The organism is Clostridium sardiniense (assembly GCF_016907995.1).
GTDB classification, from domain to species: Bacteria; Bacillota; Clostridia; order Clostridiales; family Clostridiaceae; genus Clostridium; species Clostridium sardiniense.
On record NZ_JAFBDA010000008.1, the window covers coordinates 112,892 to 133,068 of the forward strand.

The 20,177-nt window shown below is 29.8% G+C and carries 20 protein-coding genes, 1 other RNA gene and 1 other annotated feature; of the genes, 15 read left to right on the forward strand and 6 right to left on the reverse strand.

The window, feature by feature from the left end; genetic code table 11:
* The first annotated feature begins 84 nt into the window (after positions 1 to 84).
* The 8 genes from JOC62_RS08760 to JOC62_RS08795 all read left to right on the forward strand — a co-directional run bounded on the left by JOC62_RS08760 (position 85) and on the right by JOC62_RS08795 (position 9,249).
* The gene (locus JOC62_RS08760) at positions 85 to 975 is read left to right on the forward strand and encodes a sulfide/dihydroorotate dehydrogenase-like FAD/NAD-binding protein (RefSeq protein WP_204594888.1); all 891 of its coding nucleotides are present in this window, start codon (positions 85 to 87) and stop codon (positions 973 to 975) included.
* Positions 975 to 2,369, forward strand: a complete 1,395-nt coding sequence (gene gltA, locus JOC62_RS08765; RefSeq protein ID WP_204594889.1) for an NADPH-dependent glutamate synthase — start codon at positions 975 to 977, stop codon at positions 2,367 to 2,369. Before JOC62_RS08760 ends, gltA begins: the two co-directional genes overlap by 1 nt.
* A gap of 275 nt (positions 2,370 to 2,644) precedes the next feature.
* On the forward strand, positions 2,645 to 3,535 hold the full coding sequence (locus tag JOC62_RS08770) for a DMT family transporter (protein ID WP_204594890.1): 891 nt from the start codon (positions 2,645 to 2,647) through the stop codon (positions 3,533 to 3,535).
* Positions 3,536 to 3,644: 109 nt separating this feature from the next.
* Positions 3,645 to 5,522, forward strand: coding sequence for a glycerophosphodiester phosphodiesterase (locus tag JOC62_RS08775; protein WP_204594891.1), 1,878 nt, complete (start codon positions 3,645 to 3,647; stop codon positions 5,520 to 5,522).
* 59 nt (positions 5,523 to 5,581) lie between these two features.
* Positions 5,582 to 5,849: a binding site (T-box leader), on the forward strand.
* A 164-nt stretch (positions 5,850 to 6,013) separates the two neighbouring features.
* Positions 6,014 to 6,562: a tryptophan transporter gene (locus tag JOC62_RS08780; RefSeq protein WP_204594892.1), complete on the forward strand. Its 549-nt coding sequence runs from the start codon at positions 6,014 to 6,016 to the stop codon at positions 6,560 to 6,562.
* Positions 6,563 to 6,617: 55 nt separating this feature from the next.
* Positions 6,618 to 6,827: a hypothetical protein gene (locus JOC62_RS08785; protein ID WP_204594893.1), complete on the forward strand. Its 210-nt coding sequence runs from the start codon at positions 6,618 to 6,620 to the stop codon at positions 6,825 to 6,827.
* Positions 6,824 to 7,018 carry a hypothetical protein gene (locus JOC62_RS08790; protein ID WP_204594894.1) on the forward strand — a complete coding sequence of 65 codons (195 nt, stop codon included), beginning with the start codon at positions 6,824 to 6,826 and terminating at the stop codon, positions 7,016 to 7,018. The genes JOC62_RS08785 and JOC62_RS08790 overlap by 4 nt, the downstream gene beginning before the upstream one ends.
* Positions 7,019 to 7,284: 266 nt before the next feature.
* Entirely contained in the window at positions 7,285 to 9,249 is a 1,965-nt protein-coding gene (locus tag JOC62_RS08795; RefSeq protein WP_204594895.1) for an N-acetylmuramoyl-L-alanine amidase, read from the forward strand.
* A 73-nt stretch (positions 9,250 to 9,322) separates the two neighbouring features.
* Here the strand turns inward: JOC62_RS08795 and JOC62_RS08800 are convergent, their stop codons facing one another.
* Entirely contained in the window at positions 9,323 to 9,562 is a 240-nt protein-coding gene (locus tag JOC62_RS08800; protein ID WP_204594896.1) for a hypothetical protein, read from the reverse strand.
* Between the two features lie 236 nt (positions 9,563 to 9,798).
* Between JOC62_RS08800 and cooS the strand changes: the two genes are divergently transcribed.
* The 5 genes from cooS to JOC62_RS08825 all read left to right on the forward strand — a co-directional run bounded on the left by cooS (position 9,799) and on the right by JOC62_RS08825 (position 15,460).
* Complete coding sequence (cooS, locus tag JOC62_RS08805) at positions 9,799 to 11,715, forward strand: anaerobic carbon-monoxide dehydrogenase catalytic subunit (protein ID WP_204594897.1); 1,917 nt, start codon at positions 9,799 to 9,801, stop codon at positions 11,713 to 11,715.
* A 415-nt stretch (positions 11,716 to 12,130) separates the two neighbouring features.
* Positions 12,131 to 12,487, forward strand: a transfer-messenger RNA (tmRNA) gene (ssrA, locus tag JOC62_RS08810).
* A 423-nt stretch (positions 12,488 to 12,910) separates the two neighbouring features.
* Positions 12,911 to 13,063, forward strand: a complete 153-nt coding sequence (locus JOC62_RS08815) for a hypothetical protein (RefSeq protein WP_204594898.1) — start codon at positions 12,911 to 12,913, stop codon at positions 13,061 to 13,063.
* Between the two features lie 393 nt (positions 13,064 to 13,456).
* Positions 13,457 to 14,011, forward strand: coding sequence for a hypothetical protein (locus tag JOC62_RS08820; protein WP_204594899.1), 555 nt, complete (start codon positions 13,457 to 13,459; stop codon positions 14,009 to 14,011).
* Between the two features lie 483 nt (positions 14,012 to 14,494).
* Entirely contained in the window at positions 14,495 to 15,460 is a 966-nt protein-coding gene (locus JOC62_RS08825) for a tRNA dihydrouridine synthase (RefSeq protein ID WP_204594900.1), read from the forward strand.
* Positions 15,461 to 15,736: 276 nt separating this feature from the next.
* On the opposite strand, the gene spoVAE is transcribed toward JOC62_RS08825, so the two are convergent.
* Genes spoVAE through JOC62_RS08850 form a run of 5 tightly spaced genes read right to left on the reverse strand, consistent with a single transcriptional unit; the run spans position 15,737 to position 18,685 of the window.
* A complete protein-coding gene (gene spoVAE / locus JOC62_RS08830) occupies positions 15,737 to 16,090 on the reverse strand; it encodes a stage V sporulation protein AE (protein ID WP_204594901.1) in 354 nt (117 codons plus the stop codon).
* Positions 16,091 to 16,111: 21 nt separating this feature from the next.
* Complete coding sequence (spoVAD, locus tag JOC62_RS08835) at positions 16,112 to 17,113, reverse strand: stage V sporulation protein AD (protein WP_204594902.1); 1,002 nt, start codon at positions 17,111 to 17,113, stop codon at positions 16,112 to 16,114.
* On the reverse strand, positions 17,114 to 17,593 hold the full coding sequence (gene spoVAC / locus JOC62_RS08840; RefSeq protein WP_204594903.1) for a stage V sporulation protein AC: 480 nt from the start codon (positions 17,591 to 17,593) through the stop codon (positions 17,114 to 17,116).
* A gap of 12 nt (positions 17,594 to 17,605) precedes the next feature.
* Positions 17,606 to 18,466 (reverse strand): DUF421 domain-containing protein, encoded by an 861-nt coding sequence (locus tag JOC62_RS08845; protein ID WP_204594904.1) that lies wholly within the window; start codon positions 18,464 to 18,466, stop codon positions 17,606 to 17,608.
* A gap of 12 nt (positions 18,467 to 18,478) precedes the next feature.
* Entirely contained in the window at positions 18,479 to 18,685 is a 207-nt protein-coding gene (locus JOC62_RS08850) for a DUF1657 domain-containing protein (RefSeq protein WP_204594905.1), read from the reverse strand.
* Positions 18,686 to 18,912: 227 nt separating this feature from the next.
* On the opposite strand from JOC62_RS08850, the gene JOC62_RS08855 reads away from it, so the two are divergent.
* Together JOC62_RS08855 and JOC62_RS08860 are read left to right on the forward strand one after the other, a co-directional pair.
* Entirely contained in the window at positions 18,913 to 19,116 is a 204-nt protein-coding gene (locus tag JOC62_RS08855) for a DUF1657 domain-containing protein (RefSeq protein ID WP_204594906.1), read from the forward strand.
* Between the two features lie 137 nt (positions 19,117 to 19,253).
* On the forward strand, positions 19,254 to 20,132 hold the full coding sequence (locus JOC62_RS08860) for an AraC family transcriptional regulator (protein ID WP_204594907.1): 879 nt from the start codon (positions 19,254 to 19,256) through the stop codon (positions 20,130 to 20,132).
* Positions 20,133 to 20,177 lie beyond the last annotated feature (45 nt).

Genomic DNA, 20,177 nt, shown 5'->3' on the forward strand with positions numbered 1-20,177 from the left:
TATCTAAAAGCTCCCAGAAAGACTTTTGATGGGAGCTTTTAGTAAGTTAAATAGGCAAAATATATTAAAAGGAGTAGGGCTAACATGTATAAGATAGTTTCAAAGAGAGAACTTACAAATAACATATACTTAATGGATATAGAAGCGAAGAGAGTAGCAAAATCAGCAAAGCCAGGGCAGTTTATAATAATTAAAAATGATGAAAAAGGTGAGAGAATACCATTAACAATTGCAGATTTCAATAAAGAAAAAGGAACTGTAAGCATAGTATTTCAAACAGTTGGACAAGGAACTAAGGAATTAGCAAAATATGAAGTGGGGGATTACATAAAAGATTTTGTGGGACCTCTTGGAAAACCAAGTGAATTCGTTGCAGAAGATTTAGAAAAGCTTAAGAATAAAAAATTAATATTTATAGCTGGTGGTGTTGGGGCAGCACCTATATATCCACAAGTTAAATGGATGAAAGAGCATGGTATAGATGTTGATGTAATAATAGGAAGTAGAACTAAGGATCTTTTAATCTTAGAAGATGAAATGAAAGAGGTAGCTAAGAATCTTTACGTTGCAACAGATGATGGATCTTATGGATTTAATGGAAGAGTTACTGATATGTTAAATCATTTAGTTAAAGAAGAAGGAAAGCATTATGATGAAGCAATTGTCATAGGACCTATGATAATGATGAAATTTATGTGCATGTTAACTAAAGAATTAAATATTCCTACAATAGTTAGCTTAAATCCTATTATGGTAGATGGTACTGGCATGTGTGGAGCATGTAGAGTAACTGTTGGAGATGAAGTAAAGTTTGCTTGCGTTGATGGTCCAGAATTTGATGGACACTTAATAAATTTTGATGAAGCTATGAGAAGACAAAATATGTATAAGACAGAAGAAGGAAGAGCTATCCTTAAGGAAAAAGAAGGGGATACTCATCATGGTGGATGTGGACATTGCGGAGGTGAAGAATAATGAATATGGAAGATAGAATGAAGAGAGTTCCAGTTAGAGAGCAAGATCCTAAAGAAAGAGCTAGAAACTTTAATGAAGTATGTTTAGGATATAATGAGGAAGAAGCAGTTAAAGAAGCTAAGAGATGCCTTCAATGTAAGAATCCAAGATGTGTTACAGGATGTCCTGTATCTATAGATATACCAGGATTTGTTAAAGAGGTAGCTGAAGAAAATTTTGAAGAAGCAGTTAAAGTTATTTCAAAATATAGTGCTCTTCCAGCTGTTTGTGGAAGAGTATGTCCACAAGAAAGTCAATGTGAAGGTAAATGTGTACTTGGGGTAAAGGGAGATCCAGTTTCAATTGGTAAGCTTGAAAGATTTGTAGCTGACTGGGGTCGCGAACATAATGTAGATCTTTCAGAAAAAGAAGCGGATAAAAATATAAAGGTTGCAGTAATAGGAAGTGGACCTGCTGGACTTACTTGTGCTGGAGATTTAGCTAAAAAAGGTTATGATGTAACTATATTTGAAGCTCTTCATGAAACAGGGGGAGTTTTAGTCTATGGTATACCAGAATTTAGACTTCCAAAAGATACTGTAGTTAAGAGTGAAATTGAGAATATTAAGAAATTAGGAGTTAAAGTAGAAACTAATGTAATCATTGGTAGGACTATAACTATTGATGAGTTATTAGAAAATGAAGACTTTAAAGCTGTATTTATAGGATCAGGTGCGGGACTTCCAAGATTCATGGGAATAAAGGGAGAAAATGCGAATGGAGTATGCTCAGCAAATGAATTCTTAACAAGAGTTAATTTAATGAAAGCATTTAAAGATGATTATAAAACTCCAGTTAGAACTGGAAATAAAGTTGCTGTTGTAGGAGGCGGAAATGTTGCTATGGATGCTGCAAGAACAGCCCTTAGACTTGGAGCTGAAACTCATATAGTATATAGAAGAAGTGAAGCAGAGCTTCCAGCAAGAGTTGAAGAAGTTCATCACGCAAAAGAAGAAGGTATAATATTTGATATTTTAACTAATCCTACAGAAATTTTAACAGATGAAAATGGATGGGTTAAGGGAATGAAATGCGTTAAGATGAAACTTTTAGAAGCTGATGAGTCAGGAAGAAGAAGACCAGTTGAAATTGAAGGTTCAGAATTTATAATGGATGTAGATACAGTAATAATGTCTTTAGGTACTACGCCAAATCCACTTATTTCAGCTACAACAGAAAGCCTTGAAATAAATAAAAGAAAATGTATAGTAGCAGAAGAACATTCAGGCAAAACAACTAAGGAAGGCGTATATGCTGGTGGTGATGCAGTAACAGGAGCTGCAACAGTAATACTTGCCATGGGTGCAGGAAAAGATGCTGCAAAAGCAATTGATGAATATTTAAGTGAAAATTAGAGATAATAAGTATATACCACATTAACTTCATTTGTGTATAGCTTAAAATCCAGTTATACAAAGAATAACAAACCTTAGAAATCCTTCTATCTATAACATCACGGTCTGGTTATGGGTAGAGGGATTTTTCTTAGTTATTAACGGTAAATATGACTAAAATGTAAATAATGATAGCAATCTTAGAAAAAAATAAGAATTTATAGTAGAATAGTAAAGGGTTAATGTAAACCTTAGCACAAAATATAAACATACTTTATTATGAAAGGAAGAATTACATGAACAACAAGAAAAAAGGAATCACTCTTGTATTAATTGCAACATTATTCTGGGGAATGATGGGTGTAACTAGTAGAACTCTAGGAAATGCAGGAATTGATTCAATGAGTATATCATTCTTTAGATGTTTAATTGCAGCAATTGGCTTTGGTATATTCTTATTTATTTTTAATAAAAAAGCCTTTAGGGTTGATTTAAAAGGAATTATAATTAGTGGTATATATGGTATCGTAACATTTGGATTATCATTTACAACATTTAATATTGCAGTAGAGAGAGTTCCAATTGCAGTTGCAACAGTTCTTATGTTTACTAATCCAATATGGGTAACAATTTTTAATGCTATATTCTTTAAAGAAAAGATAACTTCAAAAAAAGCAACTGTAATTGCTCTTGCAATAATAGGATGTCTTTTAATTTCAAATATATTTGGAGTTGGATTTGAAAATCTTGATATAGTTGGATTATTAGTTGGACTTTCAACAGGAGTATTATTTGCTCTTCAACTTGTAATACCAAGATTTTTTGATGGAAAGTACTCAAAGGATAGTATGCTAATCTATGGATTTATATTTAGTACAATAGCTTTAGCATTCTTTACAAACTTTACTGGAGTAAATACTGCTATAACTACAAATTCATCACCTATGTTTGTAATACTTAACATATTATCAATTGGTATATTAAGTACATTTATAGCTAACATATCATATGTAAAAGCTACAGATTATATAGAAACAGGTGTTGCATCAGTATTAGTTGCATTAGAACCAGTTCTTGGAAGTTTATTTGCTTATATAGTTTATGGAGAAACATTAACAGGACTTCAACTACTTGGAGGACTATTAATAGTTATTGCAGCTATATGGCTTGCAAGAACATCTGATTAATTTTATAAATAAATAGATATAATAGCTATTAGAGAATAAGTTTACAATCCTCTAATAGCTTTTTTTGTTGTTTAGTAGGATAATAAACTTAGAGATTGGGGGAGAAAATATGAAAAACAGCAGAGAAAAGCAAAAGATAGTAATGCTATCTCTTATTAAAAATACATATAAAAACTTTAAGTTTAATTTCTTCGCATGTACATATTTTGAAATGTGCTATAGAATTTTAACTGCATTTATATTTGGGCCAATAATATTTCTAATATTCAAATACTTTATAAAGACAGATGGAATGGCTAATCTTACAAATAAAGATTTTATAACATTTGGACTTAGTCCTGAAGGAATTATATGTATAGCCATATTGTTAATATTAGCTTTTTGTATGATATTTATAGAGATTGGTGCCTTAACATATATAGGAGCAGAATCACATAGAGGAAAAAAGATTAAGATTATAGATGGGATCTTTAATGTATTCGGAGTATTAAAAGATACATTTAATATTGGATTAATACCACTTATTCTGATCACAGGGGTAATTGGGCCATTAACTGGAGTTGGACTTTGTAGTTCTTTAATTAGAGACTATTCTATACCACCTTTTATAACAATAGAACTTTCAAAGACACTTTTAGGAAAGGTTTTACTTGGATTAATAGCGGTTGTGGTAGTAGTATTATTACTTAGATGGATATTAGCTATTCCAATAGTTGTAATAGAAAAGGTAAAAGGAAAAGAAGCTGTAAGTAAAAGTAATAGAATATACAAGAAAAATAAATGGACTCTTTTAAAAGGAGTAATTTTATGGGAAGTTGTTTTTGTTATACTCATTTCAATTGCAATAAGTATATTTTTAGGAGCTGGAATCGGAATTGGTGGATATATATTTTCACCAAACTCTATTGAAAGTAAGATATTGTTAGGGATTTTATTAGTATTATTTTACATAGGTTTCATAGTAGTATCACTTTTAATAACTCCATTATTTGTTTCATTCTTAGTAGAACTTTATTATGCACTTAGAGATGATATAGTGGAGGATGAGAGAGAGTTTAAATCCTATGAGGATTATAAAAATAATATTTTATATAAAATATCAAGAAAAGGATCAAAAATATTTGTAGCAATACTTATACTATGCTTTATAGGATATAGTGGGTTTATAGGATATAGGACAGTGTTTAATAAAGTAATAAATGATAAAGTTCAAATAACAGCTCATAGAGGGGCAAGTGAAGTTGCTCCAGAAAACACATTATCAGCAATAAAGGAAGCAGAAAAACAAGGAGCTAATTATGCTGAAATAGATGTTCAGACCACAAAGGATAATCAAACCATACTTCTTCATGATGGCACTTTTAAAAGAACAGCTGGAGTTAATAAAACACCTAGACAATTAACTCTAAAAGAAATTGAGCAGCTTGATAATGGATCATTCTTTTCAAGTAAATACAAGGGAGAACCTATTCCAACATTAGATAAAGTACTAAAAGAATCTAAGGGAAAGATTAAGTTGAATATTGAGCTTAAGCCAAAGGGTAACGATGACCCGTTGGTTCAAAATGTAAATAAATTAATTGTAGAAAATGGTATGGAACATGATGTTGTAATATCATCATCTAACTTTAAAGCATTGCAGGAAATGAAAAAACTTAATCCTAATATAGAGGTTGGATATATTGTACTTGCAGCAGTAGGAGATTTTGAAAAGTTAAATGTAGATTTCTTTAGTTTAGAATATTCTCTTGTAGATGCAAAGACCGTTTATGGACTTCATGCACTTGGAAAAGGAGTGCATGTATTTACTATAAATGATAGAGAAGAAGCAGAAAAGATGATCTATTTAGGAGTAGATAACATAATAACAGATAATGTGCCTATGGTTCTTGATGTTAAGAGAGAAATGGAAAGTGGGGAGCATTATGATTATGTAACATTCTATTATGAATCTATATTAGGAATAATAAATTATGCGAAAATTTAAAAAAATAGTTGCAAAAAACTATAAATCTGATAATATATAGTATAAGAAAATTAAATAAAGATAATCTATTGATAAGGAAGAGTAGGTAAGTTAAGCTTCGTTAAAGAGAGCTAGGGATGGTGAGATCTTAGCAAGAAGAGATTTAGTGAATGGACCTTGGAGGAATAAAACGAAATCTAATTTTTAGAGAGTAGCATTTATGGTGGGCTGCACCTTATAGCGGATAGAGTATGTTAGTACTTGAATTTGAGGTGGTGTTTAATTTATTACATAAATTTTAAACACAATTTAGGTGGCAACGCGGAAAGTTTATAATCCGTCCTATGTTTTTAGCATAGGACGGTTTTTTATTTGTCTAAAATTAATACTTAAGAATTTAAAAGATTCTAAGATAGAGATATGTAAAGGTGGTGATCAAAGTGTTATGAAATGATGAAATTCTAGGAGAGTGGCAAATAAATAATTATTTTAAATTAGAAGGAGAGAAAATTATGAATAGAAATGGAAATACTAAAAAAATGATAATTAATGCATTATTACTTGGAATAGGAGCTATACTTCATCAAATTACACCAGCACTTGGATTGCCAATGCAACCTGACTTTGCACTTGTTATGCTATTTATAATAATGATTATAAATAATGCAGATTATAAGACTTCATTAATTGCAGGAATTATAACAGGAGTATTTACAGCTATGACTACTAAATTCCCTGGAGGACAAGTTCCTAATATGATAGATAAAATAGTTACTGTAAATCTTATATTTATTATGATGTTTGCTATGAATAAGATTAAGATGCTAAAAGATATGTCAGAAAGTAAGAGAAGATTGACTCAAAGTGCAATTATATTCCCAATTGGTACTTTAATAAGTGGTGTGACCTTCTTAGGTTCAGCTAGTATATTAGTTGGATTACCAGCAGGATTTGAAGCTTTATTTATGGCAGTAGTAATTCCAGCAGTAGCTATAAATTTAATTGCAGGATGTATGTTATTTAAGATAGTTAGTACTTCAATGAAGAGAGCTTTGGCATAGAGTGAATATATTAATTATATAATATATATGTAACGATAACTTAAGGAGAATATAGATGGGAGAGTCAATAGTCAATAGTGTATCTAACCTTAAGAATAGTTTTGGAATCTTAATAGCTATAGGAGCTATAATTGGAATGTTAAGTGGATTTATATTTCAAGATATTGAAGTGGATGCAGGACTTTGTATTGGTGCTTCAATAGGAGTGCTTCTAGAGAGTGTGTTAGGAGGAAGAAACAATAAAAAACAGGAAAAAATTAAATGAATGTATCTGAAAATAAATTTTTATTAAGTCTTAAGAAAAGTTTTGGAAGCTTAATAATAGTTGGAATGATGGCAGGCTTACTTATAGGAATCCTACTTAATCAAATTGGAGTTTGGATTACTATAGGGGTAGGTGTTGGAGCTGGACTTGATAATTTAATTAAAAATTCAGAGAAAAGTACAAAAGAATAATTATATAAAAAGCTACTAGAATTTAATATATTCTAGTAGCTTTTTAGTTAATTAAGATAAAAGTTATTTAGGAAATATATAAATTTAATATTGTGTAGTTTTATTACAAATTTAAATATATTGCTACATATATACCTATAATATCCAATATATCGTTGAATCATAGATAAATTTATCTTATAATGATAAATGTTAACAAATAAAGAATAAATAATTAATTAATAATGAATATATATATTGGGATTAAAGGGGAGAAATTACAAGGTATGAATAGAAGGAAATTAAATACAATAGTTAAAACTACATTACTTATGGCAGCTATATCTATAGCTCCATTGTTTGCTGGTGGAACAGCTGCAAATGCAAGTGCAGCTACTGAACAAGAATTTTTATCAGCAATAAGTAAGTATAATCAAAAAGAGGTTATTGTTGAAAATGGTATATCTTTAAGAAAAGGAGAATCATTAGATTTATCTAAATATCCGGATTGGGAGATGTCTAATAGTAATACAGTAACTATAAATGATAAAGGAGTTGTAACTCCTAAAAATTCAGGGACTGTTTATTTAACTAAGAAAATAGGGGATAAGGTTCATGTATTTGAAATATATGTACCTAAAAATAGTTCAAGTACTTATTCAGCACCAAAATCAAATACGGTAGATAGAGATCATTATAAAGTATTTATAGATGCAGGTCATGGTGGACATGATAACGGAGCTTATGGAAATGGGGTATATGAAGATGAATTAAATCTTCAAATTGCACTAAGAATTCAAAAAAAATTAGAAGCTAAGGGTATAGAAGTAAGAATGAGTAGAACATCTGATGTATATCTTTCATTAGAAGAAAGATCAGAACTTGCAAATGAATATGCTCCAGATGTATTTGTATCTAACCATATAAACTCATTTGACCAAGAAAGTGCAAATGGAATAGAAACATATCACCATAGAGATAAAACTCAGTACAAGCCTTTAAGTGATAATATACAAAATAATGCAATTAAATCAACAGGCGCAGTAAATAGAGGAGTTAAGTCTGCAAATTTCGCTGTACTTAGAGAAACTAATATGCCTTCATCATTATTTGAAGCTGGATTTATATCAAATAAAGCAGAATCAAGTAAATTAAAAACTGATGAATATCAAGAAAAGTTAGCTACATCAATTGCAGATGGAATTGAAAAGTATTTAAAAGATAATATTAAATTAAATGGTAATACAGATAAGCCAGAAGAAAAACCGGATACTAAGCCAGAAGTTAAACCAGAAGAAAAGCCAGATACTAAACCTGAAGTAAAACCAGAAACTACAAAGACAGGAAAAGTAACAGCAAGTGCATTAAATGTAAGAAGTGGAGCTTCAACAAAACATTCAGTAATAGGAAGTTTATCAAAGGGTTCAACTGTTGAAATAGTATCAACATCAAATGGATGGCACAAAATAAAATATAAAAATGGTTTTGGGTATGTATCAGCAGAATATGTTACTATAAATTCAACGCCAAGTAAGCCAGAAGTTAAACCGGAAGAAAAGCCAGATACTAAACCTGAAGTAAAACCAGAAACTACAAAGATAGGAAAAGTAACAGCAAGTGCATTAAATGTAAGAAATGGAGCTTCAACAAAAAATAAAGTAATAGGAAGCTTATCAAAGGGAGCAACTGTTGAGATAGTATCAACATCAAATGGATGGCACAAAATAAAATATAAGAATAGTTACGGATATGTATCAGCAGATTACGTTACTGTAAATTCCAATAATTCATCAAACACAAATAAACCATCAACAAATACTCCAAGTACAAGCACTAAAACTGGAAAAGTAACAGCAAGTGCACTAAATGTAAGAAATGGAGCTTCAACAAAAAATAAAGTAATAGGAAGCTTATCAAAGGGAGCAACTGTTGAGATAGTGTCAACATCAAATGGGTGGCACAAAATAAAGTATAAGAATGGTTATGGATATATATCAGCTGATTATGTAAGTGTAAATAATTCATCAAGCACAAATAAACCATCAACAAACACTCCGAGTACAAGCACTAAAACTGGAAAAGTTAAAGCAAGTGCATTAAATGTAAGAAATGGAGCTTCAACAAAGAATAAAATAATAGGAAGTTTATCAAGAGGAGCTAAAGTTGAAATAGTATCAACATCAAAGGGATGGCACAAAATAAAGTATAAGAACGGATATGGATACGTATCAGCAGATTATATAACTTTATAGGATAAGATAATATTATTAAATGTAAGCATAATTCAATAATTAGATATGTAATAAGATAGGCTGTATGCCTATCTTATTTTTTGTCATAATCATGTGAAGGATCAACTGCACCTGCTAATGTAGTTTGTTTATTTGTTTGTACTCTTGGATTAATATAAGATAATATTTCCTCATTTGAAAATCTATCATTAATTTTAATATTATCTAAATCTTTATTAAGAGAAGTTATCATATCTGCGTCACTAGACTCAGTTACATTGGTTTTTAGTATATGAGCTAACACACCTATAGGATTTCCATTTTCATCTTTCATCTCAATTACCTCCTTACCTTCAAATGTATTATTTGCATTAATGAATGTTTAATTCATGGGAAATTAAGTGAAAAATTTATTATTATGTTAAGAATAGGTACTTATAGAGATATTAAAAAGACTCTTTTATATAGTAAAAAGAAATATAAATAATATTAAAAAATAGGCAAATAATATTAAATGATATTAATTTATAGAAGTAATATTTAAGTATAGAAGGGAGATTAATATAAAATATGAGGGAAACAATTAGAGAAAAATTAGAAGGTCGCGTGAGTTACCATGACTCTGTTGAAGAGATGTTAAAGAGAATACAAACTGATGGACTTTCAAGTGTATTTTCAAGATGGGAACCACAAGAAAAAATAAGATGTAAATTCTGTCTTGAAGGATTAAGTTGTCAATTATGTACACAAGGTCCTTGTAGAATTAATGAAAAAACAGGAGCTGATAAGGGAGTTTGTGGTATCGGAGCAGATGCCATGGCTATGAGAAATTTTCTTATGAGAAATATAATGGGTGCAGCTACATATGCACATCATGCATTTGAAGCTTTTAGAACACTTAGATCTACTGGTGAAGGTAAATCTCCATTTAAAATAAAAGATGAAACTAAACTAAAATGGATGTGTGAAAAAGTAGGAATAGATGCTAATCAAGATATTAATAAACTTGCTGTTCAATTAGCCGATTTTCTTGATAAAGAGATGAATGTTAGTCCTGATCAATCTAGTATAATGACGGAAGCCTTTGCTCCACAAAAAAGAAAATCAGTATGGAGAAAGCTTCATATTTATCCTTCTGGTATTGAGCATGAAGTTCAAAACTCAATTGCAAGCTGTTTAACAAATGTTGACGGAGATTATGTATCACTTGCTACAAAAGCTCTTAGATTAGGATTATCTACAATATATACAGCACAAATAGGACTTGAAATGGTGCAAGATATTTTATTTGGAACTCCTATGCCTCATGAAGTTAATGTTGACTTAGGTATAATGGATCCTGACTATGTAAATATAGTATTTAATGGACATCAACCTTGGATAGGGGCAATTACAATAGAAAAACTTAGAAAAGGTGAATATAAAGATGAAGCTATAGCGGCAGGTGCTAAAGGGATTAGAGTAGTTGGTTCTATTGAAACAGGTCAAGAATTACTACAAAGATACGAAGTTGATGATGTATTCGTTGGTCTTATGGGCAATTGGCTAGCTATAGAACCACTCTTAGCTACTGGTACAGTAGATGCAATCGCTATGGACGAAAACTGTTCACCTCCAGCTATAGATCAATATGCTGAAAAATATCAAATAGCATTAGTTAGTATAAGTACAATAATAGGTGTACCTGGTGCTGAACATAAGATTCCATATTATCCAGAAAAGGCTGATGAAATGTCAGATAGTTTAATTAAGATAGCAATAGATAACTTTAAGAAAAGATATGGTAAAATTGAACCTATGGTACCTAAACATGTTACAAAAGCTATATCAGGATTTTCAACAGAAGCTGTTTTAAGTGCTCTTGGAGGTAAAATTGATCCATTAGTTGATGTAATTGCAGCAGGCAAAATAAAAGGTGTCGTTGCACTTGCAAACTGTTCCACTTTGAGAAACGGTCCTCAAGATTGGAATACAGTTAATATAACAAAAGAATTAATAAAAAGAGATATATTAGTAGTGGCCGGAGGTTGTGGTAATCACGCTCTTGAAGTAGCAGGATTATGCAACTTAGATTCTGTAGAAAAATATGCAGGAGAAGGTTTAAAGGAAATATGTAATATGCTTAAAATACCTCCTGTATTAAGCTTTGGTACTTGTACTGATACAGGTAGAATATCAATGCTTGTTACGGCCTTAGCAGATCATCTTCATGTTGATATTCCAGACCTTCCTATAGCAGTTACTGCTCCAGAATGGATGGAACAAAAAGCTACTATAGATGGTATATTTGCAGTAGCATATGGAGCATATACACATTTATCTCCTACTCCATTTGTTACTGGTGCTCCTAAATTAGTAAAACTTCTTACAGAAGATGTTGAGGGGTTAACAGGTGGTAAGGTAGCTTTAGGAGATGATCCGTTTGAAGCAGCAAAGGCTATAGAAGCTCATATAATAAGTAAAAGAAAAAAACTTGGACTTAAATAATATTTTTAATGAATTGGCTATGGTTTAATAAAGTTAGGTTATTGAATAACTAATATGTACAACAGAGCTACTTTATTATATTTTTAGTATTTGTGCACACCCTTTAGTGAAATTTTTGCTAGGTGGTGTGTATTTTATTATTAAAATACAATTTATGTAAAATATGAAAATATGTTTTTTAAATATAATAGGATATATGATATCAGAAAATAAATATGAAGCTGTTAAGTTATTAAATGAAATTTTGAAAAAATAGTGTATTTAAGGTAAGTTTAAAAAATATTAAAATCTTTTGGCTTAATATGAATTAGTTTCAGCATGTAGGTAAGTTGACAGTGAAGAATATGTGCTATATAATTAGTTCATAAAACAAAATTGAATATAAGCGTTTTGCAAAATCAAATTTACCTAACATGGGGATGTTTTGGCTTCGACGGGGGTAAGTGAGGTTTGGTAAGCGGGCCGAGGGAAGCATGGTGCCTCGATAATAAAGTATGCATTAAAGATAAACGCAGAAGACAATTTTGCATTAGCAGCTTAATATAGCTGTTCATCAGCCCTAGATTGCCCACGGTCTAGGATCCTGGTGTCATTATAAGTGGGGAACCGAGCTTAGCAAAGCTTTGAGCTAAGAACGGAATTTATGAAGCTAGCAATCTAGTTACCCGTCTGTAGGTGTTCTAGAAAGCGAAATTTAATATGCAGACTACGCTCGTAGAAAGCTAGACGGAGCTACTTTCGGACACGGGTTCGACACCCGTCATCTCCACCATAGAATAAATCCACGATAGAGATATCGTGGATTTTTTGAGTATAGAAAAGAAAAATAGAGATTAAGTCATAGCTTAATACCAATAGATATGCATAGAGATTTAACAGTTCAGTTTTGATTTACAATTTTCGAAAGATTGAGATAAGGAATGCTTGGACAATATTAGGTCCATTTTTTGAAGAGCATTTATTTAGAGGATTATTTTTAATAGTATAGCTTATATTGTAGGATTCATTGAGAATAAGTTTAGTTATAAATTCTTTAGAGAGTAGATTAATTCTGCTCTTTTTTAATTACAAGGAAATTATATTGATAAAAAATAAATTTAAATTAATATTTGAATTTTATCTATAATTTTAGACTGTAATACTAAGAATAATATAGTATTCAATGACAAATATAAATATTATAAGAGGTGAAAAAATGAGTAATAAACATAAGAATAGTAAGAAGAAAATGGCATCTTTAGGTCTTAGGAAAGATGAAAATGGAGATTATAAATATATTGATCCTAATGATACAACTTCAGAATTTGTTCCAGTAAGAAATAATATATCAAAGTCTACAAAGCATTAATGAGTATACATAAAAAATATATTAATATTCCCTTAGATTAGTCTAGGGGATTTTTTGTTTAATAATCATGTAAAGTTCTAAACTAAAATAATTAAATCTAATCCTGAAACGCTGTTAAAAAATAATCTATCATATACTTATTATGTACAATTAAAAATATGGGAGTAGAAGAGTAGTAAAAGATAAAAGAATCATTATTAAATGTTTAGCTATCTTTATGGTTATTTAGGTATAGTTGAATGTACAAGTAGTGGGGTAGGTTTAAGTCAGGTACATATACTGGAAAATTATCAGGAAAAATGATGATGTTAAAGTAGAATTTAGTAACATAATTAGAAATATGTAATATATTATATTGTAAAGAAAATTAAAATAATAAGGAGGTAACTCAATATGTCAAATTGTTGTTGTCCAGATCATGAACTATTAGAATTTAGATCATTAATATTTAATGGTGGAAGTATGAATGATGGTACTGAGAGTATACCTGATACTGTACCACTAGGAAGCGCTAATTCTAGTATCAGTATATTGGGATGGCTTTTGCCTCAAGGTGATACAGATGAATATTCATTAACTTTTAGTGTACCAAGAGATGCTCGCAATAAATGGCAAAGAGCTAAAGTGTTTGTTCATTTATTAACTGATAATTCAAATACACCAACTGGAAATATGTTTGCAATTAGACTTTCATCATTATTCACTAGAGCTAATGGTGTAGTAAATGCAGCTAATATAATGGTTAATAATAGTGGAAATATCCCAATTCAAAACTCACCTGGAAATTTCCAATACAATCATTATGTTTTAGAGTTTGACTTAGACGATATTATTAGAGCAGAAGATTTTGCATTATTAAGCGTTGCTCGTATAGCAGTTAATAATGACTACGCTGGTGCATTACTTTTAACTAGTATAGAATTTAGGTATTTAAGCGACGAAGCATAAAAATTAATTTAAAAACAAGGCTAGCTAATCAAAGTGACTATTAAAAAGTATTTTACTTGAAATTTTGCATGACAAATAAACTCTTATAAAACACGTATAATTACAGAAAATATAAATAATTAAGCTGTATGGTTAAGATACATTTTAGAATGTATTTTTTCATACGGCTTTTAATTTTTTATTACCCAAATAAAAATGATACTTAAATATTTGCTTTTCATAATAGTAGATGTAATTAAAGTAATTAGATTAGTTAATAATATTTTCCTATAAATAATTTAATATGTAATATAAATTAAGTAGATAAGAAAAAAGAAGGCTGATATAATATTTTTTAGAATGTTTGTTCAATGTCTAGAAGATGTAATTCATATCTTATAAAAGTGGGATATAATAGTATCTACAATATTGGGCAAGATCAGCTAAAGATTAGAGAGGTTAAAACTCTCTTTGATTAAGTTTCAGTTATAAAGGAGTTAACAAATGAAATATTATTTAGCACCAATGGAAGGAATTACAGGATATATATATAGAAATACTTATGAGAAATTTTTTCATAATATTGATAAATATTTTACACCATTTATTGTTCCAAATAACAGTAGAAGCCTGAAAACTAAAGAATTAAGAGATATTTTGCCTGAAAATAATGAGGGAATGAATATAGTTCCTCAAATACTTACTAATGATTCAGAAGGTTTTATCTTTACTTCTAGAAAGTTACAACAATTAGGTTATAATGAGATTAATTTAAATTTAGGATGTCCTGCTGGAACAGTTGTATCCAAAGGTAGGGGTTCAGGATTTCTAGCAAAAAGGGAAGAACTTGATAAGTTTTTAGATGAAATATATAAAATAGATGATATGAAAATCTCTATAAAAACTAGAATAGGAAAAGAGAATCCAGAAGAATTTTATGAGCTAATAAAAATTTATAATAAATATCCTTTAGAAGAATTAATTATACATCCTAGAACTCAAAAAGATTTTTATGGAAACAAGCCGAACTTAGATGTATTTAAAGATGCACTATCATTAAGTAATAGTCCAGTATGTTATAATGGAGATATTTTTACAAAAAGTGATTATAATAAATTAATAAAAGCGTTTCCGGAAGTAGATACAGTAATGATAGGAAGAGGATTACTATCTAATCCAGGATTAATGAATGAGATTAAAGATAATACTTTCATTGATAAGAAGATATTAAAAGATTTTCATGATGAAATTTTTAATACATATAGAGAAGTGTTCAATGAAGATAGAAATGCAATACTTAGAATGAAAGAGTTATGGGGATATATGATTTACATATTTTCAGATAATAAAAAATACGCTAAAAAAATAAAAAAATCACAAAAAATAAGTGATTATAATGAAGCGGTATCAAGTTTATTTAATGATCAGGATATTATAGAAGGTGCTGGATTATTTAGTAATCAGTATTAAAATATATATGTTTTATTAGATAAGTAGAATTAATGAAAATAATAAAAAATGAAATTGAAATAAATTTATATTATTTAAGTTTTTAAACATAACTTTTAATTTCAATAATAAGACCCACGACAATACAAAGAGAGTTTGTCGTGGGTTATTTTAATTTCTAGGAACTTAAAAAATGTTTTATATTTATATTAGAGAAATACTTTATACTTATAATTACTATGTTAAAGAAGAAATATATATTAAAATCAAAGTTTAAATACATATTCTCTTATATGATTAACCTTTTGGCTTAAATATCATTGCAGCAATAAATCCAAATACTATTGCAGCAGAAACTCCTCCACTGACTGTTCTTAAAAGACCATTAAATATTCCTATGAAGCCCGTTTGCTGAGCTTCAGTTATAGCTGATGTTACAAGAGTATTACCAAAGCTACTTATAGGTATAAATGCTCCTGCACCTGCAAACTTAACCAAAGGATCATATAGACCAAAGCCACCTAAAATTGTACCAATAACAACTAGCGTACAAGTTGTGTGTGCTGGGGTAATTTTAAAAGTATCCATTATAAGTTGCCCAATAACACAAATTACACCACCTATGATAAAAGCAAAAATAAATTTTTCCATAACGTAACTCACACCTTCTTTTTACATTTCTATAGAAACAGCATGGGCAATACTAGGTATGCTTTCTTTTTGTTGATAGGATATAGGAGACATTAAAGCACCTGTTGCGACAATTAATATTTTCTTTAGTTCTCCTTTTCGCATACGATTAAGTAAATGTCCATAAGTTACAGTAGCAGAACAACCACATCCACTACCACCAGAAAAGCTTGGTTGCTCCTTTGTATATATTAAAAGCCCGCAATCTGTAAATATATCTGTTGGCATATCTATGCCATGTTTTTTTAATAAAGCATTAGCAATTTCATGACCAACTTTACCTAAATCACCAGTAGCAATAAGATCATAATGAGAAGCATCAATATTTAAATCTCTAAAGTGAGCTTCAATGGTATCTACAGCCGCTGGTGCCATAGCTGCTCCAACATTATAGGGATCAGAAATTCCCATATCTACTACTCTGCCTACGGTAGCAGAAGTTATTTTAGGACCATCGCCACTTTCTCCAAGGACTGCAGCGCCAGCTCCAGTTACTGTCCATTGAGCACTAGGTGGTCTTTGCACACCATAGTCTGTAGGATATCTAAATTGTTTTTCAGCAGCTGCATTATGACTACTTGCTGATGCTATAACGTATTTAGCTGCTTTACTTTCTATTAATTGAGCTGCTAATGATAGACTTTCCATAGAGCTAGAGCAAGCACCAAATACTCCTAAAAAGGGTATTCCTAAAGTTCTTGCAGTAAAACTACTAGAAATTATTTGATTCATTAAATCTCCACTTATAAAAAAGTTAATATCTTCTTTTCTTAGACTGGATTTTTCTATTGCTCTTTGACAAGCATGCTCAAGCATAACTTTTTCAGCTTTTTCATAGCTGTCTTGCCCGAGCCATAAATCTTCATAAAGTATATCAAAATCATTAGCTAAAGCACCATTACCTTCGAAAGGACCGCCAACAGCTGCAGAAGCTAATATTGTAGGCTTAGAATTAAAAATCCAAGATTGATGTCCTTTAAGCATTTACATCGCCCCCAACCATATTATTGTCATTTTTATTGTAGCAACTATAAAAGCAGCAAAGACTCCATAAACAACAATAGCACCTGCAAGACTGAACATATTTCCAGCTACTCCAAGTACAAATCCTTCACTTTTATGTTCAATTGAAGCAGAAGCTATAGAATTAGCAAAGCCAGTAATAGGAACAGCAGTTCCACATCCAGCCCATTGACTAAGATGATCATAAATCCCAAGACCAGTAAATAAAACTGCAAAAAAGATTAAAACTATGGAGGTAGGGGCCATTGATGTCTTTTCATCAAAATTTAAATAGTTAATAAATATCCACTGTAATCCTTGAGCAATTGTGCATATTGCACCACCTACTATAAAAGCTCTAATACAATTAGTAAAAATAGGTCTTTTAGGTTCTATACTAGTTACTAATTCATCATATTTCTGCTGAGCTGTGGACATTCTTTTCATTTTCATATTTGACATTTAGTTCACCTTCTAACGTAATAAATATGTTTCTAATTTTTTTATGATTTTTTCTAACTTTTCAGCATTTTGTAAGTACATGGCTTTTGCATCTTCATTATCACAATCTAAAGAAAATGACATAAGATCTGCTTGACTTTTTTGAATACTGGCATATAACATTTCTTTAACCTGTGTTTTAGGGACTTGTATCATATCATCAAAAAGATCAACATATAAGTCTCCAGAAGAATCTACTTGGCCAAGAAAAACATTTTCAAGGGAGACTCCTTTGATTTCTAGCTGAGTTGTAAGCCAGCCACGATTTAATCCAGCATTAGTAAGTCCTTGATTTAATATATTTCCATCTAAAATAACTACTTGTGGTTCAGTTTTATGTGAGACTTGTTTTCCTAGATCATATGGAGTAACAGGTTTCTTATCAGCTTTTAAACTAACATTTATATCTCCGTTTGTTTCTAGTATGGCAAATTCAACGTCAGATAAGTTAAATGCTTTTTTTGAACGCATTTCTTGTAGAAATTCTTGACCTGTAATTCTTTCTTTAGATAAGTTATCTTCCATGATTTTACCGTTTTTAACTAATACTCTTTCTTTACTATGTATTAGGTTATAAATCCACTTACTCCTCATGGAAACATAATCTAAAATAAGAGGCATAAGTGCCCAAACTGCAAGTGCAATTAGTCCAAAGTAAGTATTATTAAGTATATTTAAAGAAATTAAAGTAATTATAATAGCAATGACAGCATAAGAAATAAAGTCAAAAGGAGTAGCCCTAGATAAGGTTTTTTTCTTCATATATTTTGTTATAACTATTGTTAAAAAAAATAAAACTATTGAATTAAATAATATTATTAACCAAGAATCCATAATCCACCTCACTTAGTTACCTTTGTATTGGGGTTCCTCAAACTCCATAAGTCCTATTCTTTTTTCTAAATCAGTTTTGATTTTATTTATTTCTTCAGATGCCAGATTATAAATAGCTCTAGCTTCCTTGTTACGTTCCTGTAATGAGTATATTTTTAAAGTAGCTTCAGCTCCTTTTAGTGTAGTTAATGTTTGTTTTACCTTTGAAATCGCAGTCATAAAAATTCTCCTTTATATTTATTAAATTGATTTCTAATTTACTTTAACCAATAAGCTTAGTTTTAATTCATTTCTTAATATAGATGTTTACTTATATTATTAAAGATAATTTAATAAATATAGAGTAAATTTGAAAGGGATATATTTAATTATCAATAATTTGAATATTTAAATTGATTACGAACAAAAATATATGTGCGATAAAAAATTATAAAGGAGGGACTTTTATGCCAACAGGAACTAAACTTGAGATGGCATTAGCTAGTGCTAAAGGATTAGTAGCTGATATGAAGACATTTTCTTTAGATACAGATAATCAAGAAGCAAAACAAATATTTAATCAACTTGCAAGTAAAATGGAAGAGGTAGAACAAACTATTCAATCAAGACTTGATTTTGTGAAACAAGAAGAGCCTCAATATAATAAATAATTAATATACTCCTATAGCTAGTTAAATTTATATTTTATAGATATGGGAGTATCTTTATTTATAATATTTCCTATATTATGTTAAAATATTTTTAGAATTTATAATGAACTTTGATGGTATTTAGAGGGGATTAGATGATGGACAAGATAGAACTAAAAGAAGAAGTTAAGCATGGAACAGATAGGTTTCCATTAGCAAGTTACAAGTGGAATAACAACAGAGAGTTTTTTGTTAAACTTCATTGGCATGATGAGATAGAATTAGTATTTTTTAATAAGGGTAAATTTACTGTATATATTAACATGCTAAAGTACGAAATCAATGCTCCCTCATTTATGTTTATTACTTCAGGAGATATTCATTCTATTATTGGTGAGGAAGGGTGTAGAGAAAGTGCTTTAGTTTTTGATTTAAAGATGCTTAGTTTTGAGTATTTTGATGGAATACAATATGAGATTATTAGACCATTAATTGAAAAAAAGATACAGTTTCCACAGTTTATTTTCCAAGGTGATAGTATATGGAATGAAATGAAAAGAATATATAAAGGAATAATGAAAGAGTCTAGAAATGAGGGATTAGGCGCGTGCATTAGGATTAAATCATATATGTATGAACTTATTGCTATCTTATATGAAAATGAAAAGTTTAAGTATTTAGATGATATGAATAAAGATGAAATTTACAAAATATCAAATGTTAAAAAGGTTTTGACATATATACATGATAATTATAAACATAAAATATATACAGATGATATGGCAAAATTAATAGGTATGAATACGCAGTATTTTTGTAGATACTTTAAGAAGTTAGTAGGTAAAACTCCTACTGAATATATTAATGAAATCCGTATTGAAAAAGCTACAGAGCTGTTAGCTAAGACAGATAGAAAGATTATAGATATTGCTATGTCTTGTGGATATGATAATATTGGATATTTCATTAAACGTTTTGATGAGCATAAACATACGACTCCATCAGAATATAGAAAACAAATAAAGATGTCAAAATAGTATAATATTTTGTCAAAATTAAATAAGAAACGTCCCTAATATGTA

Coding starts and splice junctions, on each gene's coding strand:
- JOC62_RS08760 (WP_204594888.1), top strand. CDS start 85: ATGTATAAGATAGTTTCAAAGAGAGAACTTACAAATAACATATACTTA.
- gltA (WP_204594889.1), top strand. CDS start 975: ATGAATATGGAAGATAGAATGAAGAGAGTTCCAGTTAGAGAGCAAGAT.
- JOC62_RS08770 (WP_204594890.1), top strand. CDS start 2,645: ATGAACAACAAGAAAAAAGGAATCACTCTTGTATTAATTGCAACATTA.
- JOC62_RS08775 (WP_204594891.1), top strand. CDS start 3,645: ATGAAAAACAGCAGAGAAAAGCAAAAGATAGTAATGCTATCTCTTATT.
- JOC62_RS08780 (WP_204594892.1), top strand. CDS start 6,014: ATGAATAGAAATGGAAATACTAAAAAAATGATAATTAATGCATTATTA.
- JOC62_RS08785 (WP_204594893.1), top strand. CDS start 6,618: ATGGGAGAGTCAATAGTCAATAGTGTATCTAACCTTAAGAATAGTTTT.
- JOC62_RS08790 (WP_204594894.1), top strand. CDS start 6,824: ATGAATGTATCTGAAAATAAATTTTTATTAAGTCTTAAGAAAAGTTTT.
- JOC62_RS08795 (WP_204594895.1), top strand. CDS start 7,285: ATGAATAGAAGGAAATTAAATACAATAGTTAAAACTACATTACTTATG.
- JOC62_RS08800 (WP_204594896.1), bottom strand. CDS start 9,562: ATGAAAGATGAAAATGGAAATCCTATAGGTGTGTTAGCTCATATACTA.
- cooS (WP_204594897.1), top strand. CDS start 9,799: ATGAGGGAAACAATTAGAGAAAAATTAGAAGGTCGCGTGAGTTACCAT.
- JOC62_RS08815 (WP_204594898.1), top strand. CDS start 12,911: ATGAGTAATAAACATAAGAATAGTAAGAAGAAAATGGCATCTTTAGGT.
- JOC62_RS08820 (WP_204594899.1), top strand. CDS start 13,457: ATGTCAAATTGTTGTTGTCCAGATCATGAACTATTAGAATTTAGATCA.
- JOC62_RS08825 (WP_204594900.1), top strand. CDS start 14,495: ATGAAATATTATTTAGCACCAATGGAAGGAATTACAGGATATATATAT.
- spoVAE (WP_204594901.1), bottom strand. CDS start 16,090: ATGGAAAAATTTATTTTTGCTTTTATCATAGGTGGTGTAATTTGTGTT.
- spoVAD (WP_204594902.1), bottom strand. CDS start 17,113: ATGCTTAAAGGACATCAATCTTGGATTTTTAATTCTAAGCCTACAATA.
- spoVAC (WP_204594903.1), bottom strand. CDS start 17,593: ATGTCAAATATGAAAATGAAAAGAATGTCCACAGCTCAGCAGAAATAT.
- JOC62_RS08845 (WP_204594904.1), bottom strand. CDS start 18,466: ATGGATTCTTGGTTAATAATATTATTTAATTCAATAGTTTTATTTTTT.
- JOC62_RS08850 (WP_204594905.1), bottom strand. CDS start 18,685: ATGACTGCGATTTCAAAGGTAAAACAAACATTAACTACACTAAAAGGA.
- JOC62_RS08855 (WP_204594906.1), top strand. CDS start 18,913: ATGCCAACAGGAACTAAACTTGAGATGGCATTAGCTAGTGCTAAAGGA.
- JOC62_RS08860 (WP_204594907.1), top strand. CDS start 19,254: ATGGACAAGATAGAACTAAAAGAAGAAGTTAAGCATGGAACAGATAGG.